The sequence below is a fragment of the Streptomyces saintjeani genome (assembly GCF_055409605.1).
In genome coordinates this window covers 4,371,643-4,396,077 of sequence record NZ_CP189624.1, presented here as the reverse complement: position 1 = coordinate 4,396,077, position 24,435 = coordinate 4,371,643, and the positions used below count along the sequence as shown (strand labels likewise).

The following is a 24,435-nucleotide window of genomic DNA, read 5'->3' as shown; positions in this document are numbered from 1 at the left end:
ACGGAGGGTTGGTGGGGGCAAGACTGTGCGTCATTCCCGACGGTAAGAGGAGGTTGGCCGTGGCGTTGATCAAGCTGGGGCAGGACCCGGAGAGCGACGACGGCAGGTCGCCGACCGTCTACCTGGACGAGGAGACGGGCAACTACGTGCTTCAGGGCTGGCGGGTGAGCCCCGAGAAGCGGAAGCAGATGGACATCCCGGAGCATGAGACGGCGATCGAGTTCCCTCGCCGCATGATGCAATTCTTCCCGGAGGTGATCGGAGGAGATGGGGCTGGAACCAACATTTGAGGATCGGCTGCGGGCGTGTACGCGGTCGGCTCTTCACCTGGAGATGAGGGACGGCTACATGCAGTCGGACCCTTCGTTCGTCGCCTGGCGGAACGGTGACCTTCGAGACCCGGCGAGGAACGACCCTGATCTGCGCCCCTGGCTGCGGCTGATCTCCGACGTCACGGCGAAGGGGGTCGAAGTACGGCGGGCACGCATCGTCTCCGAACCGGTCTCGGACTACATCAGGTTCGAGCACGAGGCGACCGCCGGGAACGTGTCGGCGGGCGAACAGGTCAGATGGCTGCCGCGCCGCCGCGCGTCCGCGCTGGCGCTCCCCGGCAACGACTTCTGGCTCTTCGACGAGAGTTCGGTGCTGTTCTACTTCTTCACCGGCGACGGGGAAGTGCCGGCCGCTCCTGACGACGAGGAGTTCACGCAGGACCCGGCGGTCGTGAAGCTCTGCCTGGACGCTTTCGAAGCGGTCTGGGGTCTGGGAGTCGACCACGCGGAGTACGTCCTGCGTTGAGCAGTCCGTCCTCCAGCGTCACCGAAGCCCGCAAGGCTCTCGGCCGACGCCTGCGCGAGATCCGGAGGGAATCCGGCCTCACCGGGCGGGCGTTGGCCAATCTTGCGGGCTGGCACGAGTCCAAGTGCAGCCGCATCGAGCACGGCCGGACACCTCCGTCGGACGCGGACATCCGGGCGTATACGTTGCACTGCGCCGCGCAGGACCAGACCGCCGATCTGATCGCCGCCGCGCACGCGGTCGAGGGCATGTACGTCGAGTGGCGCAGGCTTCAACGAGCGGGCCTGAGGCATATCCAGCAGTCCGCTCTGCCGCTGTACGAACGCGCGCGTCGCTTCCGGGCATATGAGTCGGCGGTGCTGCCTGGCCTGCTCCAGTCGGCCGCCTACACCCGCGCGATCCTGAACATCGCGGCGCTCCCCAGCTCAGGCCCCGTCGACGTCGACGACATCGAAGCGGCCGTAGCTCTCCGCATGGACCGCCAACGCGTCCTGCACTCCGGCGGACGCCGCTTCGTCTTCCTCATCGAGGAATGGGTCCTGCGTACGGTCATCGGCGACGCGGAGACGATGGCCGGTGCGCTCGGCAACCTGATCTCCGTCGCGTCTCTCCCCTCGGTGTCTCTGGGGATCATCCCCATGGGCGTGCCACGGGGCGGGGGTTGGCCGACGGAGTCCTTCCTGATCTTCGACGACAACTTGGTCAAGGTGGAACTGGTCTCGGCGAGGCTGTCGGTGACTCAGCCGAGTGAAGTCGCGGAGTACACAAGGACGTTCGCGGAGTTGTCGGCGATTGCGGTGCGGGGAACGGGTGCAAGGGGGTTGATCACGGCGGCTATTGACGCACTTGGGTGAGGAAGTGGGCCCAGGCGGAGTGGGGGAAGGCGAGGTGGGGGGTGGTGGGGGTTTTGGAGTCGCGGATGTGGATGGTGGTGGGGGAGAGTTCGAGGCAGTTGGATCCGTCGGGGCTGTGGGAGGACACCTGCCAAGTGCCCGCGACTTCGAGACAGTTCGCAGTCTCCGCACTGTGACTGGACTTCCGCCAAGTGAGAGCTATTTCAACGCAGTTGGAGCCGTCGCCGCTGTAGGAGGACTTCAGCCAGTTGAGGGTCTGCACGGTCGATTCCTTTCAGAGGTCCCGGTCGAGGCGGTGGATGAAGTCGCGGGTGCGGGCGGGATCGAGGGCGCAGGAGTCCATGCGGTTCAGTACAGCTCGGTACTTGCCCAACTGGACCTCCGCATCAAGGAATTCACAGGCACCGTGGTGCGAGTCGAGCTGAACGGTGTCGAGGTGAGGGACGGGACCCTCCACGTAGTCGAAGGACTGCCCCGTGCTCGGAAAGTCCTCCGCGCCGAACGGCACTATCCGGATGGTGACATGGGGCAGTTCGCTCATGTCGAGCAGGTGCTTGAACTGTCCACGGGCGACGGAAGAGCCGCCGAAGTTCATCCGCAGCGCGGCCTCATGGATGATCGCGGTGTACGGGGGTGGGTCGGCGCGGTGCAGTACGCCCTGCCGCTTGATGCGATGGGTGAGCCGGTGCTCCGCCTCGTACTGCCGCATGGGCGGTACGACCGACCGGAAGAGCGCGCGGGCGTGGTCGGCGGTCTGGAGCAGCGCCGGGATGTGGACCACGAGGGCGACGCGCAGCGCTGTGGCGTGATGTTCCAACTCGGCCAGGTCCACGAGGGCGGCCGGTACGTGGTTCCGGCTCTCCTCCCACCAGTCGCGCCCCCGGCGTCCGGTCATCGACGCCAGCGCCTCCACCAACGCCTCGTCCGCACAGTCGTACGCCGAGGCCATCCCCCGAACCCGATCCGCACTCAACGCGCTGCGCCCCGTCTCGATCATGCTCACGCGCCCCTGGTTGACGCCCAGATGCACGCCCGCCTGCGTGACCGTCAGCCCGGCCCGCTCACGGAGTTTGCGCAGCTCCACGCCGAGGCGCCGTTGGCGGTAGCTGGGATTGTTCGTGGGTGGCACGGCACCTCCTGTCAGGCCGCAACGCGGCGCGCTCGTCACCCACACGAGGGAAACGAAGGTACATCTCCAGAAACTGGGAGATAAATCTCCCGCACGGCTCTACGGTAGTTCACGTACCGCCCAACTCCGCACGCAGCATGCGGCAGTTGAGCCACCGCGTCCCCTTCCTCCCGGAGTTCACCCATGAGCACCGTACCCAACCCCGACACCTGGACCTACTCCCTCCGCCTCCCCCACGACCCCCGAGCCTCCCGCATCGCCCGCATGACCGTCCGCGCCGCCCTCACCACCTACTCGATGCACGAACTCCTGTACCCCGTCGAACTGTTGACCTCCGAGCTGGTCACCAACACATACCGCCACACCACCGGCCCCGCCTCCGTCCGTCTCACCGGCCCCGGCAACGGCGGCCTGCGCGTGGGTATTTGGGACACCCACCCCCACATCCCGGAACCCTTCGCGCACCCCACGGCCGGCCGCACCCCGATGCCCCCGGTGCACAAGGAGAGAGGCCGAGGGCTCTGCCTCGTACAGGAATACGCGTACGCCTGGGGCGGCTGGCCCCTCCAGGACGACCCCGGCAGCCCCGTCACCGGCAGCTCCTCTGGTTCGAGGTCCGCCCCACTACCCTCGCGGCATGATCCTCGCGCCCCTCCCGCTCACCCCGGACCACGACATCCCTGCCCCCGTACTCACCGAACTGACCGCCCTGTACGCCGCGAACGAGACCTTCTTCGCCCTGAGCGGCGACTTCCCGGACCCCACGGACATCCGCCCGGAGCAGATCGCGAAGGAACTGGCCGACGAACTCGCGAACCCGGACGCCGAGGTCCTGCTCGCCCGCAGCGAGGGTCAACTCGCCGGTATCGCGGTCACGTTGGCACACCACCCCGACCCCCAGGACCCGGACCCCTGGATCGGCCTCCTGATGGTGAACGAACGCCGCAAGGGCCACGGCCGCCGCATCGCGGAGGCGGTGGAGGACACGTTCCGCAAGGCGGGCCGAACGGCGGTTCGCCTGGCGGTCCTCGACAACAACCCGCAGGGCATGGCCTTTTGGACAGCCCTCGGCTACGAACTCATCGACCGCCGAAAGGACCGTCAACTCCAGCGTCCGTGCGCGGTGTTGAGGAAGCTATTGGTCAACTAGAGGGCTTGGACTTCCCGTACACCCACTGCTTCCACACCCCGTCCCAGTCCTCACCCGGGGCCACTTTCTCCAGGTACGCCTTCAACTCCCCGGTGTCCACGACGAGATGACGATGCTCACGGGTCCACCCCTGCAAGAAGTCGTAGAACGCGTCGTCCCCCAGAATCTGCCGGATCCTGTGGACGACCATGGCGCCCCGCATGTAGACGGGTGGATCGGAGATCCGGTCGGCCCCCGGCGGATCACCCGGCGCGAACGCCCAGATCGCCTCGTTGGCCTCGGCGTCGTCGTAATAGTCCCCGGCGTACACGGCGTCGAAGATCTCCTGAGCGGTGTCCCCGTCGTGATCCTCGGACCAGAACCACTCCGCGTACGTGGCGAACCCCTCGTTGAGCCACATGTCGCGCCAGGTCCGAGGCGTCACCGAGTCCCCGAACCACTGATGGGCCAACTCATGGACGAACGTGGAGAGTTCAGGAGGCCCGGGAAAGAAGGGTCGGTTCTGCGTCTCCAACGCGTACCCGGCGTCACCGGCCCGCCCGACCACAACCCCGGTCGAACGGAAGGGATACGGCCCGAAGTTGTACGCGGCCCAGTCGAGAACATCCCCAAGTCGCCCCACAACCACACGACTTGCCGCGACCTGCGTCGCATCGACGGCCGTGTACACCGGAAGCCCGCCAACAGCCGTACGCCGCACCTCGAACTTCCCCACCGCCAGCATCGCGAGATAGCTCGCCATCGGCTCCCCGGCGCGCCAGACGAACGTACGCCGCCCCGCGCCGGCAGCCTTCTCGCTCACCAACTCCCCGTTGGAAACGGCCGTAAGCCCCTCCGGCACCGTCACTCTCAGGTCGTACGTCGCTTTGTCGGAGGGGTGATGGTTCCCGGGGAACCAGGCCATCGACCCCACCGGCTCCCCGAGCGCGACCGCACCGTCCGCCGTGGGAAGCCACCCCTCCTCGGACCCGTCGGGGTCGGTGATCGTCTGTGGCGTGCCGGAGTAGCGGACGGTCGTCGTGAAGACCGTGCCCTCGGAGAGGCCGGTCGCGGGGCGGACCGTCAGCTCCTGCCCGGAGCGGCTCGTCCGCGCCGGTTCACCGTCGACGGTGACCTTCTCGACGTCCAGACCGGTCAAGTCGAGGTGGTACGAGGTGAGTTGCCGGGTCGCGCGCGCCGTGATCACCGCCGTACCGGTGAGATGGCGGGTCCCGGGGACGTAGTCGAGCGTCAGGTCGTAGTGCGTGACGTCGTACCCGCCGTTCCCCGCCTTCGGGAAGTACGGGTCCCCGACACCGGCCGCGCCCTCGCTGTCGTCGCCGTCGTCGGAACTGCATCCGCCCAGGAGCAGGAGGACGGCTACGGCGGCGGCGCGGCTTCGTCTGGACATGTCGGAGATCCTAGGACGCGGCCATGACACCATCGGGGCGTGCTCGACATCGGCTATGCCCTCTCCAACCGCTTCCCGGACCCGCCGCAGACGGACTACCGGCGCGCGGACGTCCGCGCTCTGCGCCACGACCTGTTCTGCGGCGACGTGTACCTCGCGGACACGAAGGCGGACCGCGAGGTGTCCACGGCGTGGGGGTGGGTGCCGGTGCTCGACTTCGCGTGGGCGCTGTGCGACATCGTCGAGCGGATCGACCGCGACCCGGCGGGGTCCCGGGCCTCCCGGCCGCAGTACGCGGAGCTGGACTTCACCGAGTCGACCGACCGGATGGTCTTCGAGCGGCGGTTCGGGTGGGTGGACATCGAGGCGGACTGGATGCGGGTGGAGGAGGAACCGCTGACGTTCTCCCACAGCGAGCTGCGGCGCGAGGCGCGGGACTTCCTGCACGACCTGATCGAGGACCTGACGGATCTGCACGAGGACCTGGGGGAGAACCCGGCGATCTGGACCCTCCAGGCGAAGTTCCCCCGGCTGAGCTGACCCCTGCGGGGGCGGGCGCGGCGGAAAGTGCCGGGCGAGGCCGTCGGGCGGCTGCGGTGCCGTGCGGCTGCGGTGCCATGGCGGCTGGCCGCGCCCACGCGGCGGAGCCGCAGATCGCCCCAGCCCCGCGCCCCCGGCCGTCCCTGCACCGGCGTCCCAGCCTCGCGCCCTCGGCCCTGCACCGGCCCCCAGCCCCGCGCCACCGATACCCCCGCTCTCAGCGCCCCGCGCCCCTGAACGACGCGCCGCTGAAGAACCCGGCATCAGCACCCCGCACTGCCCGTCACATCCCCGACGCCCCCGCCGGCGCACCCCCCGCCCAGAACGTCGCCCCGCCCAGCAGCCACAGCTCCGTCAACGCCGTCCCCGGCGGCAGGTACCCCTGCGACAGCGCTCCGTACCCCGTGTTCAGCCTCGGCGCCGACAGCCCCAGCAGCGCCATCACGTCGTAGTGCTGCGCATCCGCGAACACGTACCGCCCGTCCTTGCCGTCCTCCCGCGCGAGCGGCACGCAGCGCAGCACCGACTCCAGCGCCGGGATGTCGAGGGGCGCGGCGGCGAAGGGGAGGAACGCGGTGGGGGCGGCACCGAGCGGCTCGGGCCAGTCGGGGGCCTGGCCGGAGGCCCACGCGTCGGCGGGCCGCTCCCCGCTGAAGTACCCCGGCCACGAGTCGTAGACGTGCCGCAGCTCGCCGTCGTCGTACACCTGCATGACCAGTACGTCCGAGTCGAAGACGTACATCCCCAGCGTCGGGACGGACAGGCGGCGGCTCACCGCTTCCGCGAGGGTCAGCGCCTCCGTCTCCTCAGCGGGATGGATCACGGTGTGGCTGGGCCCCACCGCGAGTGCGTACCCGCGTATCGCGGGCCGACCCGCCGCCGTCTCCTCGGAGAGCAGCGGCACCACTTCCTGGCACGGCCGCGCCACCAGTACGTTTCCGTAAAACGTGCCCATCGGTCACTCCTCCACCCTGATCCCCAGTTCCCCCGCCAGCACCGGTGCGAGATCGAGCAGCTGTGCCGTACTGATGACGGCACCGCGCAGTCGGTCCACACCGGCGGTGATGCCCAGTTCGACCGCTCCCCTCAGATCGACGTCCGACAGGGTCGCCGCGCTGAAGTCCGCGCCCTTGAGCGCGCAGTCGACGAACTCCACCCGTTCCATACGCGCGCCCGCGAAGTCCGGTTCGACGAGAACGCAGTTTTCGAAAACGACATCTCTGAGACGGGCCTGCCGGAGGTTCAGATAGTCGATCTTCCCGCCCCGCACGACGACCCTCTCCAGCACGCTCCCGAACATCTGCGTGCCGCCCAGGCGCGCGTCGGTCACCTCCACGTCCCGCAGCGTCGCGTCCGCGAGGTCCGTCCCTACCCCGCGCGGCGCCGTCAGCCGGGAGTCCAGGAAGCGCGCGTTCCTCAGCCGCGTCTCGTCCAGCGCGCACCTCGTCAGCGCGCAGTCCATGAACGTCGCCCCCGCGCCGTCCTGCCCCGCCAGGTCCAGCTCCTTCAGCTCCACCCCGTCGTAATCCCCGTCCGGCTCCACCTCCCCGCCCTCGAACCCCCGCAGCTCCGGCAGCCGCAGCTCGGGCCGCCGGGCCCCCTTGACCCCGCCCCGCTTGTCGCCGCCGCCACGTCCGTTGCTCGCCATGCCCCCATCCTGCACCCCGCCACTGACAACGCCCCTGGCCTGTGGATAACTCCGCCACCGGGGCCTTCGGCGACAAGCTCCTCGACCTCAAGCGGGGTTGAGGCCGAAGCCTGGAGAACACCCGACTCGTACGACAAGAACACCGGACAACCGGCACCCTAGGGGGACCCGTGCACGCCATCCGCCTCCACGCCTTCGGCCCCGCCGAGAACCTCACCTACGAACAGACCGACGACCCCCACCCCGCCCCCGGCCAGGTCCGCATAGCCGTACGCGCCTCAGGCGTCCACCTCCTGGACGCAGCCCTGAGACAAGGCATCCAGGGCCCGGCCCCACCCCCACCGCCCTCCCGACGATCCCGGGCCGCGAAGTCGCCGGCACGGTCGAATCCCTCGGCGAGGGCGTGGCCGGAACCTGGCTGGGCCGCCGGGTGGTCGCCCACCTCGGCTTCGCCCCCGGCGGCTACGCCGAACTCGCCGTCACGGACGTGACCCGCCTCCACGAGATCCCCGCCCCCTCGACGAGGCCCAGGCCGTGGCCATGATCGGCACCGGCCGCACAGCCCTCGGCATCCTCCAGTTCGCCACCCTGACCCCCGACTCGATCGCCATCGTCCCGGCAGCGGCGGGCGGACTCGGCACGCTCCTGGTCCAGTACGCCAAACACCGGGGCGCCACGGTCATAGCCCTGGCAGGCGGCCCGGCGAAGACCGCACAGGCGCGCGCGAACGGCGCCGACCTCTCCCTCGACTGCACGACCCCCGACTGGCCGTCAGCAGCTTGACGGGGTGTACGCGCGCGCCGTGCGACGTCCACGTGGACCCCAGCGTGTCGACGATACGGACCCGTTCCGACGTCTCGGCGGGCCCGTACAGCTCGCGGTCCGTCTCGCCGTACGCCAGCTCGTGCTCGTGGAACGCGCGCAGGCGCGCGAGCTGCGCGGGCGTACGGGCGATCTCCAGGACGCCGCCTCGGTGGACGTCCGCGTCGATCCCCTCGGCCCGCGTGACCGCGACGACCTCGGCGACGGTGTCGTTCATGGCCCGCTGGAGCCGTACGGCGGCCTCGTGGCCATGCACGCGCGCGTACCGGTCGCGTCCGGCGATCCCGTTGTACAGCCGGCCGCCGTTGCGCCCGGAGGCGCCGTACCCGCAGAACGCGCGCTCCAGGACGGTGACCGTGAGCGAGGGGTCGGCCTTCTTGAGGTAGTACGCCGTCCACAGCCCGGTGTATCCGCCGCCGACGATCACGACGTCGGCGGTCGCGTCCCCGGGCAGCGGATCGCACTCCCGGGGGAGGCCGTTCTCGGCCCACCAGAAGGAGACACCGCCGTTCGCGAAGGCACCCACGCGCGGACGTTAGCCCGTCCGGGCGAGGGCTGTCCCCTTCGGATCTCGTCGTCCCTTGGTCATCGGATACGCCGCGAGCCCCAGCAGTACGGCGATGAAGTGCCCGAGGTCGGTGAACGTTGGCGTGACCGCCATGGGCGCCGCGAAGAACACCAGGAGCCCCGCCGCCCACACGTACCGCCACGGCGCCCGCAGGCGGTACGTGAGGACCGCCGCGACCCCGGCCAGCGCGTAGCTCACCCCCACGTCCAGCGTGTTCATCGCCGACCTCGGCGCGATCCCCTGCTCGATCGCGACCAGCAGCGCCCCCTCGCTGATGAGCGTCGCCAGCACGTGCGCGCCGGCCGCGACGGCCAGCCAGCGCGCGGTCCCGAGCCACCGCTCCACGGGCGCGTGGATCACCGAGTACAGCGCCGCGTACGGCAGCCAGTACCCGCCGTCCAGCCACATCGCGCTCGCGAGCAGCACGCGCACGGGGTTGTCCGACAGCTCGTGCAGGTTCGTCGACCGCTGCCGCAGGAACTCCTCCTCGAACTGCGGCGACATGCGGTGCGCGGCGGCCGTCGTGAACAGCAGGACGCCCAGCCAGATGTAGGTCCCCGGGGAGCGCCGGATGTACCTTCCGACTGCCCGCAGTCCGCGCTTGATTCGCATGAGCGGATTCACGCAGTTCAGTATCGTCCGGGGGGTGATCGACATTCCGCACGGATTAGTGAAGTCTCAGCAAAGGGCGAACGGGGCGGCCGGAGTGGCTTTCCTGGAAGGGCTGCCGGCGCTCGCGGAGGAGTTCCTCGCACGCTGGGACCTGCGGCTCGACGGGCCGTCGATGCACGGCATGTGCGCGCTGATCCTGCCCGTCGTCCGTACGGACGGCCTGCGCGCCGTCCTGAAGCTGCAACTCCTCGACGAGGAGAGCGAGGGCGAGGCGGTCGCCCTGCGGCTGTGGGACGGCGACGGAGCGGTCCGGCTCCTCGATCTCGACGACGCCACCGGGACGATGCTCCTCGAACGCCTCGACCCCACGCGCATGCTCGCGCGCGTGGCCGACGCCCACACCTCCGTCGAGGTCATCACCGGGCTGCTCGCCCACCTCACCGCCGGGCCCGCGCCGCAGGGCATGCGCAGCCTCGCCGACATCGCCGCGTCCATGCTGGAGCGCACGCCGGCCGCGCTGGCCCGCATCCCCGACCCCGAGCACCGCCGTATCGTCGCCGACTGCGCCTCCGCCGTGGCCGAAGTCGTCGACGAACCCGGCGACCGCCTTCTCCACTGGGACCTCCACGACGAGAACGTCCTCGCCGCCGACCGCGCGCCCTGGCTCGCCATCGACCCCAAACCCCTCGCCGGCGACCCCGGTTACGACCTCTGGCCCGCCATCGCCAACCGCTTCGACGCGGACGACATCCGCTGGCGCTTCGACGCGATGACCTCCGGCCTCGGCCTGGACCGCGCCCGAGCACGCGCCTGGACCCTGGGCCGCCTCCTGGAGAACTCCCTCTGGAACATCGAGGACGGCGAACCGCTCGACGAGGAAGACCTGGAAATCGCGCGGCGGCTTCGGAATCTCTGAGGGCGGCGGCACGAAGGGCGGGGAGGATCTGGAAATTGCGTGACGACTCGGGAACTCCCGGTAAACGCGGCACGTTGGACCCGACAACAGCCCGATCCTTGGCATCGAGAACAGAGCGACAAGCCTTCCTCCCCGGCCTCCCCCACTCGGCCGCCCTGAACATGCCGAAGGCCCAGCTCAGCGCAGCGCTGGACCGGGCCTTCCAGGACTAGGGGACGATCACACCCCGCGCGGAATACCGCTTTCGGTCAACGCCCCAGGGCCGAAAGCTCCTTGGCCGCCTCGGTCAGGTCCTTGGCGGTGTCGATGGCCCGCCAGTACGCCCCCTGCGGCAGCGGGAACCCCGCCAGCCTCAGCTCCCGCGCGAGCTGGGGGAACGTGCTCCGCTCGTGGTCCCCCCGCTCCGGGAGGAGCTCGGCGAACTCCGGTGAGAACACGTACACGCCCGCGTTGATCTCGAACGTCGAGGGCGGGGACTCTATGAAGTCGGTGACGTGGCCGAAGCCGTCGGTCTGGACGGCGCCCCAGGGGATCCGGGGGCGGGCGAGGGCGATCGTGGCGACGGCGTCGCGTTCCGTGTGGAAGTCGGCCATCTCGCGCAGCGAGAAGCGGGTCCAGATGTCGCCGTTGGTGGCGTACCAGGGCCGGTCGGGGTGCGGCAGCCGGGCCGCGGCGTACTTGAGGCCGCCCCCGCGTCCGAGCGGCTCGGGCTCGACGACCGTCGTGACGGAGACCGGCAGGTCGGTGTCGTCCAGCCACTTCTGGAGGACGTCCGCGAGGTGCCCGCAGGAGACGACGACGTCGGTCACCCCCTCCTCCGCGAGCCAGTTCAGCTGGTGGCCGATGATCGGCGTCCCCGTCCCCGGGATCTCGACCATCGGCTTGGGCCGGTCATCGGTGTAGGGGCGCAGCCGTGAGCCCTGGCCCCCGGCGAGGATGACGGCTTGTGTGGGCCGCGGCGCGGCGTGCGGGTCGGTCATGACCGCACTGTACGAGACGGGGGTGAGGGGGGTGCGGGGAAGGGGTTCTTACATGGACATGGGCCGACCCCGGGGGTTCATGTCCCCGGGGCCGGTCGGTGTCGTACGGCGGTCGGCGTGCGGTCGGCTCAGCCCGTGTGCGCCGCGAGGACGCCGGACGCGAAGGACGTGTCGCAGACGGGGCGGGAGAAGGACTGGGCGCGACTGGGACCGTACGCCCGGACGGCGGCGCGGCCCAGCGCCCGCGCGATGGACGCGCAGTGCTTCGCGAGCGCCGGTTTGCCGTTGACCGCCTGCTGGAGGTGGGTCAGGGCGATGCCGGGGTCCTTCTGCTGGAGCTCCGTGAGGAGCTGGTCGCGCAGGACGTCCTGCGGTGCGCGGGCGACGCTGCCGTGACCGGTGCGTGGCGCGGAGACGTCGGACGCGGTCAGCACCGAGTCCGACGGGTTCCCGGTCCAGTTCACCCGGGTCACCGCGAGGGTCCCGGAGAGCACCATGACGACAGGCAGGACGAGGGCGAGGGAGCGACCGATCCGGCGGGCGGGACCCCGGCCGCCGCGTCGCGTCCGCGTGGTGGTGTGCTCCACGGAGCGCTTCGAGTGCTTCACGCCAGTGATGGTAGCGCCCAGTAATGATTTGGAGACATTTAGTCACTCGGATGGGGGACGATGAAGTGGCGGTTATTGGGTAGGGGGTTGACGTTCCTGCCCGAAAAGTCGGGAGTGTCGGGGATTTTCGGGGGAACGCGGAAGGACCCCGCGACCTTCCGGCCACGGGGTCCTTCGCACAGCTCGCGTCAGTCCGACAGGCGCGCGCCCGTCGAGGTGGAGAAGACGTGGGTCTCGCCCGCGCGCGGGACGACGGAGAGGGTGGAGCCCTTCTCCGGGACGGCACGGCCGCTGACGCGGACGACGAGGTCCTTGGACTCCTCGCCGACCTTGGCGGTGCCGTAGACGTACGCGTCGGCGCCGAGCTCCTCGACCACGTTCACGGTGACGACGAGGCCCTTGTCCGTCTCGGTCGCGACCTCGAAGTGCTCGGGGCGGACGCCGACGGTGACCGTCTTGTCGGTGGTCGCGGAGAGCGCGTCGCGCTGGACCGGGACGACCGCGTTGCCGAACTTCACGCCGCCGTCGGCGATCGGGACCTCGACGAGGTTCATCGCCGGGGAGCCGATGAAGCCGGCGACGAAGAGGTTCGCCGGGCGGTCGTACATGTTGCGCGGGGTGTCGACCTGCTGGAGCAGACCGTCCTTGAGGACCGCGACGCGGTCGCCCATCGTCATGGCCTCGACCTGGTCGTGCGTGACGTACACGGTCGTGATGCCGAGGCGGCGCTGGAGGGACGCGATCTGCGTACGCGTCGACACACGGAGCTTGGCGTCGAGGTTCGACAGCGGCTCGTCCATGAGGAAGACCTGGGGCTCACGCACGATCGCGCGGCCCATCGCGACACGCTGGCGCTGACCGCCGGAGAGCGCCTTCGGCTTGCGGTCCAGGTACTCCGTGAGGTCGAGGATCTTCGCGGCCTCCTCGACCTTCGCGCGGATCTCCGCCTTCGGGACGCCGGCGATCTTCAGGGCGAAGCCCATGTTGTCGGCGACCGACATGTGCGGGTACAGCGCGTAGTTCTGGAACACCATGGCGATGTCCCGGTCCTTGGGCGGCAGGTGCGTGACGTCGCGGTCGCCGATGCGGATGGCTCCGCCGTTGACGTCCTCAAGACCCGCGAGCATCCGCAGGGAGGTCGACTTTCCACAGCCGGACGGGCCGACGAGGACCAGGAACTCCCCGTCCTCGATGTGGATGTCGAGCCCGTCGACGGCGGGCTTCTCGGTACCCGGGTAGATCCGGGTCGCCTTGTCGAAAGACACAGTGGCCATGGTGCTAGGCCCCCTTCTACCGGCAGGAACGTGCCGGACGATCCGTTGTAGGAAGGTGGTGGTGTAGTCCACGGGTGGACTGCCTCAGGACGCTACCTCGCGTTTTCCGGTATGTCAGCACCTGGGGGACTGTGAACTTCGCGGAAATTTTCGCCGGGGCGGCGGATCGGCTTGGGTACACTGCACGGGTCGCGTACCCAGTCGTGTACGTCACGCCTCCTTAGCTCAGCTGGCCAGAGCAACGCACTTGTAATGCGTAGGTCGTCGGTTCGAATCCGACAGGGGGCTCTTTTTCAGGCCAGGTCAGGTGTGTTCTGACCTGGCCTTTGTCGTTGGTTCACCCGTCGGACGGCCCGCTCAGTGAAAGTGCGAGGCCGGTCGAGGGGCGTGGTGAGGTGTGCTCGCGGATCAGGAGGTGGATCAGGCCTGTCAGGCGGTAGGTCTCCGTCGCGTCGGAGCCGTGGCGTACGTCCACCAGGCCCGCCACCACCAGGTCGTCCAGGACTTCCATGCCGGCGCCGGGAGGGCAGTCCAAGAGGGCGTCCACCACCTCCGGGGAGAAAGGGCGGTCGTCGTCCCGCAGGACGAGGCGCTGGAGGAGGAGACGGGAGGTGGGGTGCAGGTCGTCGTAGTTGGCCTGGAGGGCGGCGCGGACGTTCGGCCCGCCGGTGGAGAGCTGGTCCAGGAGGGTCGCGTCGTCCATGAGGGACTTCAGGTGGCGGGACAGGGGCCACTGGGCACGGCGGTCGAGACGGCAGGCCAGGGCGGTCAGGGCCAGCGGGTGCCCGGCGCAGCGCTCCGCGAGGCGGCGGGCCGCCTCCGGCTCGGCGAAGACGCGGGCCGCGCCCACCAGCCGGACGAGGAAGCTGATGGAGGCGTCCGTGTCGAGGTGACCGAGGCGGATGCGCCGGGCCGCCGGCTGCGGGGCCAACGGCACCCGGCTGACCAGGATGACGGCACTGCTGGAGCCGTCGGTCAGCAGGGGGAGGACCTGCTGGCGGTCCTGCGCGCCGTCGAGGACGACCAGCACCCGGCGTTCTCGCAGTAGCTCCCGGTACCGCGCCGAGCGCTCCTCCAGCGTCGGCGGCACGTCGGCGGAGGGCACACCGAGCGTGCGCAGGAACGTCGCCAGGACGGTGTGGGCGTCGACGTCGGTGCCGTCCCCGCGGTGCATGTCGTGGTACAGCCGGCCGTCCGGATAGTCCTGGGCGAGACGGACGGCGGCGGCGATGGCGAAGGCCGTCTTGCCGATACCGCGTGGACCGGAGACGGAGACGAACACGGGCCCGGGAGGCACGCCGGGACCGGTCGGGGCCGAGCCGGACCTCCCCGCCCCCGCCGACCTGGCCCGCCGCAGCGCCTCCCGCAGCATGCGGAACTCCTCCGTGCGGCCGTCGAGGTGGTACGTGCCGGGCATGGGGAGGAGTTCGCGGCCGAGGGAAGGGGGGCGCAGGGCGCCGTGGGGCTCGGGGGCGTGGCCGCGGGTCTCCTCGGGGTCCCGGCTCTCCCTCACCGGGTAACTCATGTCTTGCAGAATCGTTTCATGCAGCTGTCTCAGCTCGGGATCGGGTTCGAGACCGAGCCGGTCGCGGTACTCGCGCAGCGCCTCCTGGTAGACCGCGATCGCGTCCGCCCGCCGGCCCAGCCGCTGCAGGGCCTTCATGCTGAGCGCCCGCAGCCGCCCGTGCAGCGGATGCTCGGCGACCAGTGCGGCGATCTCGTCGACGATGTCGGCCGCCTGCCCGAGGTCGAGCTGCGCGTCCAGGCAGACTTCGAGGACATGGAGCCGGCGCTGCGCGAGCTGGCGGGCCACGGACTGGACGACCTCGCTGCCGACGTCCGCCAGCGGCTCGCCCGTGAACAGCCCGAGCGCACGCCGGGCGAGGGCGACCCCCTCGGCGGTCGTCTCGGGGGTGGCGCGGCGCCGGATCATGCGCAGGGCCTCGGAGACCTCACGCTCGAAGACCAGCAGATCCACCTCGCCCTGCTCGGCGACCAGTTGGTAGCCGGGCCGGGAGGTGACGATCCGCCCGGAGAGCCCCGCCTCGTCGAACGCCCGGCGCAGCCGCGAGATGCAGATCTGGATCTGGGTCCGTGCGGTGGACGGGGCGTCGTAGTCCCACACCGCGTTCGCCAGCCGTTCCACCGAAAGCACCTTGTTGGTGTTGAGGATCAGCTGGGAGACGACGGCCCGCTCGCGTCCGGCGGGGAGCCGGATCGGCCCCTGCGGGCCGGTCAGTCTGAGCGGGCCGAGAACTCGAAAGACAGGTTCCAACGCTCCGCCTCTGCTTCCGACGGCAGCTCCGTCAAGGTCCTCAGGGCCTGCGAATTTCTCCCAACTCGCCCCGAAGTCAGTCTACTCACATCACGGACTTGTTTGAAAGATCCAGTACTCCTGAGCAAATCGCGTATGTCACCAAGGAGTTGCCCTGTTCGGAAACCCCAGCCCGGTCCGCATCCTGCCGTTCCCCGTTACAGCCAGCCGAGCTGAGCGGCCTTCACGCCCGCCTCGAACCGGCTGCGCGCTCCCAGGCGTTCCATGATTCCGGCCATCGTCCGCCGGGCCGTGCGCGCCGAGATGAACAGTTTGGAGGCGGCCGACTCGTCCGTGTGCCCCTGTGCGATGAGCGCCAGCAAAGCCTTCTCCTGCGCGGAGAGACCGCTGCTGTCGGGTCTGCGGTCACTGCCGAACGGCGTGGCCACGTCCCAGACCTGCTCGAAGAGGGCCACCAGGGAGGCCACCATGCCCGGCTCGGTCAGGTACATCGCCCCCTTGCGGCTGTCCTCCGGGTCGATCGGCACCAGCGCGGAGCTGCGGTCCACCACCACCATCCGGGGCGGCAGCGCGGCGACCGTACGGAACTCGCCGCCCCGGTCGGTCAGCGAGCGGGCGTACGCCAGCGTCCCTTCGTGCTCGCGTACGGAGTCCAGCCCGATCGTGCGTATCACCACGCCGCGGGCCATGACCCGGGCGTCGTTCTGCCGCGCGGCCTCCAGCGCGGCGGCGGACTGGGCGCCGCCCGGCATGAACGTCTCCACGGACCACTTGACCTCCTGCGAGAACCGCTCCAGGCGCTGCTGGACGGCGTCGATCCCCTCCAGCCGCTGCACCCCCTCGGTGGTGGCGGAGGCGACGCTCGTGTTGCGGTCCGCGAGCATCCTGAGCACCATCGACTGGCTCGCCGAGATCTGCTGCTGGCGCGCGAGCAGCTGTTCGTGCTCGCGCGCCAGCAGGTTCTGCAGACCCACCACGGGATCGACCGCGACGAGCCGCTCCGGCTCCTCGTGCGAGCGGCGCACCATGCGCAGTTCGAGCAGGACCTCCAGGGCGTCGCGCACCTCGGCGACGTCCAGGTGCAGTCGCTCCGCCAGCGCCGATGCGTCCAGTGCGGGGTCCTCCAGCGTCGCGCTGTAGACGATCTCCTGCACCCGATCGAGCCCGGCCAACCCCAACACGGCCTTCATTCCCGCCCCACCTCCGTCTCCGTCCGCTGAGAGAACCGTCCTATCCATGCCCCCGGACCAGGGGCACGGGTTAATAAGCCGTTCGATGCGGAAAACAGCAAAGCGGCGACGGCCGAAGGCTCGTCGCCGCGTCGCCCGCCGCGTGAGAAACATGTCATCGAACATGACCTCCATCCCTGTCCGGGGCGGTATCTCAAGGGGGCCGCCACTCTTCGGGGCGCAGCAATCACCGTGCGCACCTCTCACACAAGGGGGCCGGACTTTCGGTCCGCTATCGCTTCCCTATCCACCCGCCCGCACGGGCTCACGCGTGTCTGCGTGCGGTACTGGCCCTGCTCGGAGCGAGGGCAGGGCGTCCGGCGCGTGGTCGACGGGGTGGCCGGAGACGGCCGGGTCGCCGGCGCTGGCCCAAAGCGGCCGGGCCGCTTTTCCCGCTTCTGCCGACCGGTACGGACCTCCAGAATCGAAAACGAAGCGAGGGACGCGGCGACGCGGACAGCGAAAAGGCGAAGAAGCGCCCCCCGCTCCCACCGGAAAAGAATGGGATTTCTGAATTAGGAAATCTGTCGATTTCGGTGCGTGAACGAATTACCCCCACCGATTCATCGCAATTCTTCTGGAGGTACCCCCATGTCTCGTACCCTCGGTTTCCACGGGATTCTCGTCGCCGCCGTCCTCGCCCTGGCCGGTCTCGCCCTGCACGCCGAGCAGCCGGCCGGCCAGCACGTGACGACCGTCCGCGCCGACGGCGACGCCGACGGCGACGGCCTCATCTGGGACTGACGCCGGTCCCGCGGCCGGGGTCCGGTTCCCAGCCGGTCTCCTGGGCCCAGGCCGCGGCCTCGCGCAGTGTCGCCCAGATGAACGGACCCTTGCTCTCGGTGTATGCCTGGCCGTCGTGGCGGTGCCGGGCCGCCAGCTCCCTTTTCGTCCGCGCGTACCGCCGGGCCGTGTCGGGGCGGGCGCGCAGGAAGTCCCGGAAGACCAGGTTGAGCTGCTCGTCGAGGCTGCCTGCGCGGCGGACGTGGAGGTGGACGCGGCGGGCACCCTCCGGCTCACGGAAATACCGTTTCGACAGGTCGGGATTGTCTCGCCGGTAACGGAAGCCGAGCGCTTCCAGCGGGGTCCGGAAGGCGTCGTCCGGGGTGAGGGCGGGGACGGAGATCTGTACGTCGATCACGGGTTTCGCGTCGAGTCCCGGCACCGAGGTGGAGCCGATGTGGTCGATGCGGGAGGCGTTCGCGAGGGCCGGCCGCAGGAGGCCGGCGAGGGCCGCGAACTCCGCCGGCCACGCGGGGTCGTAGGGGACGATCTCGACCGTGCGCGTCACGCGGGGCTCCCGGCCGTCGCCGGGCGGCCCTGCTCGCGTTTGTAGCGGGGGGTGAACTCCACCTGCGTCGAGTAGACGCTGCGCACGCCGCCCCACTCGTGCCACAGGAAGTTCAGGTCGACGGAGGCCACCAGGCGCAGGCCGAGGTCCAGCTCGTCCTGACGGCGCAGTTCGACGTACGCGAGGTCGGGGTGCTCCCGGCCCGCCGGCCAGACCAGGTCGATGCCCTCGACGCGCTCCAGGTGGTCGCCGAGCTCGACCTCCCGGCCCCCGTCCCAGATCTCCCAGTACCCCTGGTACTTCTCCGGCGCGTCCTTCTCGTCGAAGTGCAGGGACGGGTTGACGCGGGCCACCCCGCCCGGGGCGAGCAGGCGGTTGCACTCCCGCAGGAACGCCGCCTTGTCGTCGTACAGGTACATCGACGCCTGGCTGTAGACGAAGTCGAAGGAGCCCTCCGGGAACGGGAGCGGCTTCGAGGCGTCGCAGAAGGTGATCCTCGGCAGCGTGACGCCGGCCAGGTCCTGCTCCGTGAAGACGCCCCGCCGCACGGCCTCCGTACGCATCCGGCGTTCGTCGCCGTCGACCGGGGAGTAGTTGAAGCCGTGCACCTCGACCGCGTCCCCGAACGCGCGGACGAGCTCCATCATCGCGACGCCGTAGCCGCAGCCCGCCTCCAGCAGCCGGACCCTGCCCTGCTGTTCGATCCTCGCGGCCACGAGCGTCTCGAAGTCTCCGAGATACTTCCGGGCGTGGGCCAGGCCCCGGTCCCTCGTCATCTGATGGTCCCCTCCCGTGCTGTGGGTGCGCCGTTCTTCCGGCTCCTGCGAGCGACCTTAGCGAGGGTTCCGCCGGTGCGACCGGGACATTTCACCGCGCGGAACGGCGAGTACCGCGGGGGCGGGGGCGGGGGCAGGATCGGGGCGACGATGCCGGCCGGCGACGATATCGGAGGGCCGATGCGGATCCGTTGGACCACTCTGCCGGGCTTCGCCCTGCCCGCCCGCTGCGACCTCTCCCCCTCCACCCACGCCCTCGTCAAACCCGACGGGGTCGCGCGCGGGCTGTCCGGGACCGTGGTCTCGGCGCTGCGGGGCGCGGGCCTTGAGGTGGAGGCGGTCGGGTCGTTCCGGCTGCGGGCGGCCGATGCGCGGCGCTGGCTGCCCGAGAAGGCCGACGAGCCCGACGGGGCGTCGACCCTGGCCTATCTGTGCGAGGGGCCCGTGGAGCTGCTGGCGGTACGGGGGGAGGACGCGATACGGCGGACGCTGGCCGTGAAGCGGCGGCTGCGGGCGGAGCTGGGGTGTGGAGAGCGCAGGAACGTGGTGCACTGCCCGGAGACGGTGGGGGAACGGGACCACGAGCGGGCGGTGTTCGGGGAGCTGCTGGGGCGCCGGGCCGCATAGCGGCGTGAAGAGCCGGGGCGCGCGGTGATGCCGCCCCCGCCCCCGAAGAGCCTCGCCGGCCGCCCCGGGCCCTACGCCGCCGTCGCGATCGTCACCGCCAGCAGCACCGCCTGGGCCTCCGTGAGGGTCGCCCCGGGGACCGCCCACACCGTCGCCGCCGTCAGCAGGAGGGCCGCCGCCATCGGGAGTCCGCCCGGCAGGGACCGGACCGACGCCCGGGCCGTCGCGGCTGCCACCGTGCTCGCGTGCCGCTCGTGATGGGTCACGAGCAGGGGCATGAGACGCCATGCCGTCACTTCCGGCCAGTCCCTCGGTTCCACCGCCGCGCGGACGATCCTGCGGATGGCGCGGGCGGCGTCGGCGGCCTCGCCGGTGAGGGGCGGGCGGGCCGTCGGCGGGCGGTGCGGCAGGCAGAGGGGGAGCAGGGCCAGGGCCAGCGCGGGGTGGACGGACAGGGCCGTGACGACGCGGACCGTCCGGTCCACGGCGAAGCCAGCCGGCCCCGCGCGCCAGGCGCTGCCGAGGCAGCACAGGGCCAGGGCCAGGGCCAGGACCGTCGCGGGACGGCCCGGCGAGGCGTGGGCCGTCCACCAGCCGAGGGAGGCGCCGGCGGCGGTCGTGACGCAGAGGAGGACGGGGTGGGTCATACGGGCTCCGGGGCGGCGGTGACGGGTACGGAATCCAGGCGCAGGACGCAGGCCCCCCGCGCACGTGCCCGGTCCAGGGCCCTCGCCAGAGCGGGAGCCGGGGACGCGGCGAGGCAGATCAGGGCGGGGCCTGCGGGCAGGCGGGCGGTGAGGCGGGCGGCCATGACGGCGGACCAGGCGTGGTCGTCCAGGTCCACGCCGCGGCTGTACTGGGCGGAGAGGAGGGTACGGGGGCCGTACGGAAAGCCGGCGGCCAGGTGGGCCGGGTCGGCCGTCAGGTGGTCCAGCCCGGGTTGCAGGTGGGCCGGGTCGAGAGGCAGGGGGCTACTGCCCAGGGTGACGTTGTCGGCCAGGGTGGCGAAGCCCAGGCGCAACGGGTCGGGCGGGACCATGACCACGGGGCCGGTGGCGGTCGTCATGAGGTGGTGCAGAACGTCCGTGGCGGCGCGGGTCGTGGTGAGGCGTACGTACGCGCCGGGCGCCGCGCCGACCTCGGTGACCTGCGGGCGGCCGGCGGGTCCTGGCTGGGTCAGACGGATGCGCAGGCCGCCGCCGGGCAGCGGACGGACGGTCAGGTGCTCGGCGGGATCACGGGGTGCGCGGGGACGCGCCGCCGTCGCCGACAGGGCGCGCACCCGTCTCAGCGCGGTGACCCCGTGCCGCAGCGCCGTGAGGTCCTGGAGGGCGGCCCCGGCCCGGTACAGCAGGACGGCGGCCAGGGCCGCGCCCGCCTCAAGGCCCGGACGGGCGCCCGCCGTGAGGAACGCCGTCAGCGCCAGGGCCAGGGCGGACCCCCGGGCCGTCACGGGCCGTCGCCGGATACGCCGGGCCAGGGTCAGCCACCGCGTACGGCCGAACCCGGCGTCGGCGGGGGCGTGCCGCCGGACCCGGACGGCCCCGGCGAGGACCGCGACGCCGGCGCAGAGCCACCCCGCCGGGGCGTACGCCGCCCCCAGCGCCGCGCAGACCCCGCCCACGGTCACCGCGTCGCGCACCAGCCGGGCCGCCGGACCGGCCGCCGTCCCCGGCTTCGGCTCCCACCGCACGGCCACTCCCGCCGCCGCGTGCGCGGCGTCGCCCAGCTCCCGGTCGTCCGGGTCCAGCCGGCGGGCGTCCGCGGCCCGCGCGAGCGCGTCCAGCACGGACCGCCGGGCCGCGTGATCGACCGCGCGGGCCGCGCGGGGGACCAGGACTCCCTCCAGGGTCCGGGCGGCCCACCACACCGCCGCGCACGCGGCGAGCGCGTACCCGCCGCCGAGGTCGTCGGGCCCGTGCCGCAGGAGCAGCAGGGCCGCCGCGACGGGGGCCGCCGCGCGGAGCAGGGCGGCCACGAGGAGGGCCCCGAGGACCGGTCCCGCGCCGGAGCGTACGGATGCGGGAACCCGCCGGTGGATTCTCACGACGCGCGACTCCTCACTCGACGACCGGACACGACCGCAACGGCCGTCAGCCTCGCAACGCCTCCGGCCCGCCGGGAAGGGCCGTTCCCCGGCGCGGAACACGCCTCGGACTCAGCTCCGGCCCGCCGCCCCCGCCCCGTCCAGCAGGCGCAGGACGGTCCCGGCCGCGTGGACCACGGGATTCCAGCGCACCCGGAACACGGGGACCGGCGGGCAGGGGGCGAGGACGGGCGGCGGGGGCGGGGAGCCGTCCCACCACGGCGCCGGGGCGGGAAGGAGGTGCGGGAGGAGCAGGGGCGCGGCTTCGTCCGGCGGGACCCGGGTCACCGCCGGGGCTTCGCCGGTGGCGTGTTCCAGGAGGGCCACGCGGGCCAGGGGGGCGCCGGCCGAGGTGCGGGTGCCGAGGAGGCCGTGGAGTTCGGTCTGGGTCAGGAGCGCCTTCGGCGAGCTGCGGCGCAACAGCCGTGCGGCGTCCACGCGTTCGGCGTGGCCCGTGGCGTGGAGCGTGCCGCGGCCGAAGCGGGCGGCCACGGCGGCGCCGGCGATGTGCCAGCGGTGCTCGCCGGGCAGCAGCACGCTGCGGTCGCCCGCGATGAAGGCGCCGCCCCGGGCGGCGAGGGCGAGGGCCAAGGTGCTCTTGCCCGTGCCGGAGGCACCCGCGAAGAGGGTGCCGTGCGGGGCGGTGGCGGCCGACGCGTGGACGGTCGTGCCGCCGAGGCCGGCCAGGGTCACGTTGAGCAGTTCGGCGGCCAGGGTCTCGGCGGGGCGGAAACGGTCCGCACCCCGCTCCTCACGCAGGACCAGCCAGTCGTCCCCGCCCCGGTGGACGTACGCGTACGGCGCGCCGCCGGCCCTGACCCAGGCCGGGTGGCCCTCGACGGCCGTGCGGTGGTGGGGGACGTCGCGGATGAGGACGACAGGACCCGCCGGGCCCCGCCACTCGTCGGACGCCCCCGTACGCACCTCGATCCTGAACGTACGCAGCGGCGCGGCGTACGGCAGGTGATCGCCGGTGACCGACAGGTGCGCGGCGAACCAGCGGTGTTCCGCCGGGTCCCCGCTCGTCAGCTCCCAGCCGACCGGTCCCCAGGCCAACCGGGTCCGGTCCGGCGCCGGGGCGGGGTCGTCGGGGCGGGACACGGACTGCGGCTCCACGGCATCGGCTCTCGGGACGGGCGCCGGGACGGGCGCGGGACGGACACGGAGGCGGAACGGTCCGGCCCACGATGCCTGCGGTCACCACCCCCGCAGCCACCGGTTCCGCCCCGCGGAACGGACCCGCTCGCGTCCCCGCCCCACCGTTCCACGCGGAGGAACCCCCTCTTACCCCACCTCCCGGCACCCCACAGGATGTGCCCTCATGACCGTAACCGCCCGCAGCGCCCTGGCCCTCGGCGTCCGCGTCGACCCCCTTGTCCCCGCCCCCCTCTGGGACGCCGTCACCCGCGAGGCGGGCGACGGCGTGCTGCCCAGTCAGACCGCCGGCTGGCGGAGCGCCGTGTGTTCGAACGGGTGGCGGGACGCGTCGCGTCTCTACACCTGGCCGGACGGCACGAGGCTGCTGGTGCCGCTGGTGCGGGCGGCCGACGGCGGGACGTACGCGTCCTGGCCGGAGGGCTGGGGCGTCGGCGGGGCCGTGGCGGCGCCGGGGGCGCTGACGGCCGAGCGCGCGCGGGCCGTGGTGGACGACCTGGCCGGGCTCCCCGCACGGACGGTGTACCTGCGCCCGGACACCGCCTCGGCGCCGCTGTGGGAGTCACAGATGCCGCAGGGCACCCGCCGCAACCCCCGGCTGACCCAGGTCCTGGACCTGGACGGCGGCTTCGGGCACGTGTGGCGGCACCGGTTCGGCAAGCGGGCCAGATGGGCCGTACGGAAGGCCGAGCGCGCGGGGCTCGACGTGGAGCGGGACGGTACGGGACGGCTCGTGCCCCAGTTCCAGCGGCTGTTCGAACTGTCGGCCGTGCGGTGGGCCGGGCAGGCGGGGGACGCGCCCGAGGAGACGTTGCGCAAGGTGCGGGAGAAGAATCCGCCGGCCAAGTTCGCGGCGGTGGCCCGGCACCTGGGGGACGACTGCCAGGTGTGGCTGGCGTCGCACGAGGGCGCGCCGGTCGCCGCGCTGGTGGCCCTGCACCGGGGCCCGCAGGCCGTGTACTGGGCCGCCGCGATGGACAAGGAGGGCGCCGCGCTGACCCAGGCGCCGACGTATCTGGTCCACCTGATGACCGAGGACGCCTGCGCGCGCGGCGCCCGGACCCTGCACCTGGGCGACACCTACCCCGGCACCTCGGTGACGAGGTTCAAGGCGGCCTTCGGGCCCGGCGAACACCACACGGCCGGCTTCTGGATCCCCGGATCCGCCGGAGCGACACGAGAGGAAGGCAGCACGACATGACCGACCGCCCGAAGAAGGACCGCCACTTCAGGACCCGCTACCGGGTCGGCGGCCTCACGGTGTGGGGCACCTCCCTGGACAGCCCCGAGCGCCGCCTGGGCGCGCCGCACGCCGGGCCCGCCGACTTCGGCCTCTACCTCGACGAACGCTGGCACGGCGAGGCCGACGCCCGCCGCCCGTACTTCGTGTTCTGGCCCACGCTGGAGGCGCCCGTGGAGTCGGCACTGCTCCTCACCCGCGTCCGGGAACTGGCCGTCGAGCTACGGGGCGGGGCCACCCTCGAAGTCGCCTGCTTCGGCGGCCACGGCCGCACCGGCGCCGCGCTCGCCTGCCTCGACATGGCGGTGGCCGGGGTGAGCGCGCGGGCGGCGGTGGAACGGGTACGGCGCGAGTACTGCCCGTACGCGGTGGGCTCGGCGGAGCTGGAACGGTTCGTGCTGAGCGCGGAGGAGACACTGGTGCCGGGGGGCACGCGGACGACGGCGTAGGCGTGGACGACGGCAACG

26 protein-coding genes, 1 tRNA gene and 3 pseudogenes are annotated in these 24,435 nt (G+C 71.7%); 13 read left to right on the top strand and 17 right to left on the bottom strand.

Translation table 11 applies throughout. The features are described 5' to 3' along the window. Positions 1-59: 59 nt before the first annotated feature. From ACQCO7_RS19825 to ACQCO7_RS19815, 3 genes are read left to right on the top strand one after another with little or no spacing between them, the layout of a single operon-like run. Positions 60-290 (top strand): hypothetical protein, encoded by a 231-nt coding sequence (locus ACQCO7_RS19825; protein ID WP_464073122.1) that lies wholly within the window; start codon positions 60-62, stop codon positions 288-290. After that, positions 268-798: a DUF6879 family protein gene (locus ACQCO7_RS19820; protein WP_464073121.1), complete on the top strand. Its 531-nt coding sequence runs from the start codon at positions 268-270 to the stop codon at positions 796-798. Before ACQCO7_RS19825 ends, ACQCO7_RS19820 begins: the two co-directional genes overlap by 23 nt. After that, positions 795-1,652, top strand: coding sequence for a helix-turn-helix domain-containing protein (locus tag ACQCO7_RS19815; protein ID WP_464073120.1), 858 nt, complete (start codon positions 795-797; stop codon positions 1,650-1,652). Before ACQCO7_RS19820 ends, ACQCO7_RS19815 begins: the two co-directional genes overlap by 4 nt. Here the strand turns inward: ACQCO7_RS19815 and ACQCO7_RS19810 are convergent. Together ACQCO7_RS19810 and ACQCO7_RS19805 are read right to left on the bottom strand one after the other, a co-directional pair. Beyond that, complete coding sequence (locus ACQCO7_RS19810) at positions 1,633-1,914, bottom strand: DUF397 domain-containing protein (RefSeq protein ID WP_464073119.1); 282 nt, start codon at positions 1,912-1,914, stop codon at positions 1,633-1,635. The two genes, ACQCO7_RS19815 and ACQCO7_RS19810, sit on opposite strands and share 20 nt — an antisense overlap. A gap of 12 nt (positions 1,915-1,926) precedes the next feature. Further along, entirely contained in the window at positions 1,927-2,781 is an 855-nt protein-coding gene (locus ACQCO7_RS19805) for a helix-turn-helix domain-containing protein (RefSeq protein ID WP_464073118.1), read from the bottom strand. Between the two features lie 183 nt (positions 2,782-2,964). On the opposite strand from ACQCO7_RS19805, the pseudogene ACQCO7_RS19800 reads away from it, so the two are divergent. After that, positions 2,965-3,261, top strand: a pseudogene (locus tag ACQCO7_RS19800) (ATP-binding protein); the annotation flags it as partial. 157 nt (positions 3,262-3,418) lie between these two features. Then, positions 3,419-3,931, top strand: a complete 513-nt coding sequence (locus ACQCO7_RS19795) for a GNAT family N-acetyltransferase (protein ID WP_464073117.1) — start codon at positions 3,419-3,421, stop codon at positions 3,929-3,931. On the opposite strand, the gene ACQCO7_RS19790 is transcribed toward ACQCO7_RS19795, so the two are convergent. Next, positions 3,924-5,321: a M1 family metallopeptidase gene (locus ACQCO7_RS19790; protein WP_464073116.1), complete on the bottom strand. Its 1,398-nt coding sequence runs from the start codon at positions 5,319-5,321 to the stop codon at positions 3,924-3,926. The two genes, ACQCO7_RS19795 and ACQCO7_RS19790, sit on opposite strands and share 8 nt — an antisense overlap. 39 nt (positions 5,322-5,360) lie before the next feature. On the opposite strand from ACQCO7_RS19790, the gene ACQCO7_RS19785 reads away from it, so the two are divergent. After that, positions 5,361-5,861 (top strand): hypothetical protein, encoded by a 501-nt coding sequence (locus ACQCO7_RS19785; protein ID WP_050374585.1) that lies wholly within the window; start codon positions 5,361-5,363, stop codon positions 5,859-5,861. Positions 5,862-6,144: 283 nt separating this feature from the next. On the opposite strand, the gene ACQCO7_RS19780 is transcribed toward ACQCO7_RS19785, so the two are convergent. After that, a complete protein-coding gene (locus tag ACQCO7_RS19780) occupies positions 6,145-6,816 on the bottom strand; it encodes a hypothetical protein (RefSeq protein WP_464073115.1) in 672 nt (223 codons plus the stop codon). Positions 6,817-6,819: 3 nt separating this feature from the next. Then, positions 6,820-7,509, bottom strand: a complete 690-nt coding sequence (locus ACQCO7_RS19775; RefSeq protein ID WP_464073114.1) for a pentapeptide repeat-containing protein — start codon at positions 7,507-7,509, stop codon at positions 6,820-6,822. Between the two features lie 170 nt (positions 7,510-7,679). Here ACQCO7_RS19775 and ACQCO7_RS19770 point away from each other — a divergent pair. Then, positions 7,680-8,280 (top strand): annotated as a pseudogene (locus ACQCO7_RS19770) (alcohol dehydrogenase catalytic domain-containing protein); the annotation flags it as partial. Here the strand turns inward: ACQCO7_RS19770 and ACQCO7_RS19765 are convergent. Both ACQCO7_RS19765 and ACQCO7_RS19760 read right to left on the bottom strand, forming a co-directional pair. Then, positions 8,264-8,857 (bottom strand): annotated as a pseudogene (locus tag ACQCO7_RS19765) (NAD(P)/FAD-dependent oxidoreductase); the annotation flags it as partial. The pseudogenes ACQCO7_RS19770 and ACQCO7_RS19765 overlap by 17 nt on opposite strands. Before the next feature lie 9 nt (positions 8,858-8,866). Further along, positions 8,867-9,511 (bottom strand): rhomboid-like protein, encoded by a 645-nt coding sequence (locus ACQCO7_RS19760; protein ID WP_464073113.1) that lies wholly within the window; start codon positions 9,509-9,511, stop codon positions 8,867-8,869. Between ACQCO7_RS19760 and ACQCO7_RS19755 the strand changes: the two genes are divergently transcribed. Continuing rightward, positions 9,510-10,427 (top strand): aminoglycoside phosphotransferase family protein, encoded by a 918-nt coding sequence (locus tag ACQCO7_RS19755; protein WP_464073112.1) that lies wholly within the window; start codon positions 9,510-9,512, stop codon positions 10,425-10,427. The two genes, ACQCO7_RS19760 and ACQCO7_RS19755, sit on opposite strands and share 2 nt — an antisense overlap. A 248-nt stretch (positions 10,428-10,675) precedes the next feature. Here ACQCO7_RS19755 and ACQCO7_RS19750 read toward each other — a convergent pair whose 3' ends face one another. The 3 genes from ACQCO7_RS19750 to ACQCO7_RS19740 form a co-directional block, all read right to left on the bottom strand. Next, entirely contained in the window at positions 10,676-11,407 is a 732-nt protein-coding gene (locus ACQCO7_RS19750) for a nucleotidyltransferase family protein (RefSeq protein ID WP_464073111.1), read from the bottom strand. 128 nt (positions 11,408-11,535) lie between these two features. Further along, positions 11,536-11,994 (bottom strand): hypothetical protein, encoded by a 459-nt coding sequence (locus tag ACQCO7_RS19745; RefSeq protein ID WP_464077244.1) that lies wholly within the window; start codon positions 11,992-11,994, stop codon positions 11,536-11,538. Between the two features lie 209 nt (positions 11,995-12,203). Further along, positions 12,204-13,289 carry an ABC transporter ATP-binding protein gene (locus ACQCO7_RS19740; RefSeq protein ID WP_464073110.1) on the bottom strand — a complete coding sequence of 362 codons (1,086 nt, stop codon included), beginning with the start codon at positions 13,287-13,289 and terminating at the stop codon, positions 12,204-12,206. Positions 13,290-13,503: 214 nt separating this feature from the next. On the opposite strand from ACQCO7_RS19740, the gene ACQCO7_RS19735 reads away from it, so the two are divergent. Continuing rightward, positions 13,504-13,577: transfer RNA gene (locus ACQCO7_RS19735), tRNA-Thr, on the top strand. Positions 13,578-13,626: 49 nt separating this feature from the next. On the opposite strand, the gene ACQCO7_RS19730 is transcribed toward ACQCO7_RS19735, so the two are convergent. Further along, positions 13,627-15,564, bottom strand: coding sequence for an AfsR/SARP family transcriptional regulator (locus ACQCO7_RS19730; RefSeq protein WP_464073109.1), 1,938 nt, complete (start codon positions 15,562-15,564; stop codon positions 13,627-13,629). A 197-nt stretch (positions 15,565-15,761) separates the two neighbouring features. Beyond that, positions 15,762-16,754, bottom strand: coding sequence for a LuxR C-terminal-related transcriptional regulator (locus ACQCO7_RS19725; protein WP_464073108.1), 993 nt, complete (start codon positions 16,752-16,754; stop codon positions 15,762-15,764). 630 nt (positions 16,755-17,384) lie between these two features. On the opposite strand from ACQCO7_RS19725, the gene ACQCO7_RS19720 reads away from it, so the two are divergent. Further along, positions 17,385-17,537, top strand: a complete 153-nt coding sequence (locus ACQCO7_RS19720) for a hypothetical protein (RefSeq protein ID WP_464073107.1) — start codon at positions 17,385-17,387, stop codon at positions 17,535-17,537. On the opposite strand, the gene ACQCO7_RS19715 is transcribed toward ACQCO7_RS19720, so the two are convergent. Both ACQCO7_RS19715 and ACQCO7_RS19710 read right to left on the bottom strand, forming a co-directional pair. Continuing rightward, the gene (locus ACQCO7_RS19715; RefSeq protein WP_464073106.1) at positions 17,524-18,084 is read right to left on the bottom strand and encodes a GrpB family protein; all 561 of its coding nucleotides are present in this window, start codon (positions 18,082-18,084) and stop codon (positions 17,524-17,526) included. The genes ACQCO7_RS19720 and ACQCO7_RS19715 overlap by 14 nt on opposite strands. Continuing rightward, entirely contained in the window at positions 18,081-18,860 is a 780-nt protein-coding gene (locus ACQCO7_RS19710; protein ID WP_464073105.1) for a class I SAM-dependent methyltransferase, read from the bottom strand. Before ACQCO7_RS19710 ends, ACQCO7_RS19715 begins: the two co-directional genes overlap by 4 nt. A gap of 180 nt (positions 18,861-19,040) precedes the next feature. Between ACQCO7_RS19710 and ACQCO7_RS19705 the strand changes: the two genes are divergently transcribed. Further along, positions 19,041-19,487 carry a nucleoside-diphosphate kinase gene (locus ACQCO7_RS19705; protein WP_464073104.1) on the top strand — a complete coding sequence of 149 codons (447 nt, stop codon included), beginning with the start codon at positions 19,041-19,043 and terminating at the stop codon, positions 19,485-19,487. Between the two features lie 71 nt (positions 19,488-19,558). On the opposite strand, the gene ACQCO7_RS19700 is transcribed toward ACQCO7_RS19705, so the two are convergent. The 3 genes from ACQCO7_RS19700 to ACQCO7_RS19690 form a co-directional block, all read right to left on the bottom strand. Then, positions 19,559-20,134 (bottom strand): hypothetical protein, encoded by a 576-nt coding sequence (locus ACQCO7_RS19700; protein WP_464073103.1) that lies wholly within the window; start codon positions 20,132-20,134, stop codon positions 19,559-19,561. Further along, on the bottom strand, positions 20,131-21,534 hold the full coding sequence (locus ACQCO7_RS19695; protein ID WP_464073102.1) for a hypothetical protein: 1,404 nt from the start codon (positions 21,532-21,534) through the stop codon (positions 20,131-20,133). The genes ACQCO7_RS19700 and ACQCO7_RS19695 overlap by 4 nt, the downstream gene beginning before the upstream one ends. 111 nt (positions 21,535-21,645) lie before the next feature. Beyond that, positions 21,646-22,674: a hypothetical protein gene (locus ACQCO7_RS19690; RefSeq protein ID WP_464073101.1), complete on the bottom strand. Its 1,029-nt coding sequence runs from the start codon at positions 22,672-22,674 to the stop codon at positions 21,646-21,648. Positions 22,675-22,894: 220 nt separating this feature from the next. Between ACQCO7_RS19690 and ACQCO7_RS19685 the strand changes: the two genes are divergently transcribed. Continuing rightward, positions 22,895-23,929 carry a GNAT family N-acetyltransferase gene (locus tag ACQCO7_RS19685; RefSeq protein WP_464073100.1) on the top strand — a complete coding sequence of 345 codons (1,035 nt, stop codon included), beginning with the start codon at positions 22,895-22,897 and terminating at the stop codon, positions 23,927-23,929. Continuing rightward, complete coding sequence (locus ACQCO7_RS19680) at positions 23,926-24,417, top strand: hypothetical protein (protein WP_464073099.1); 492 nt, start codon at positions 23,926-23,928, stop codon at positions 24,415-24,417. Before ACQCO7_RS19685 ends, ACQCO7_RS19680 begins: the two co-directional genes overlap by 4 nt. Positions 24,418-24,435: the final 18 nt, after the last annotated feature.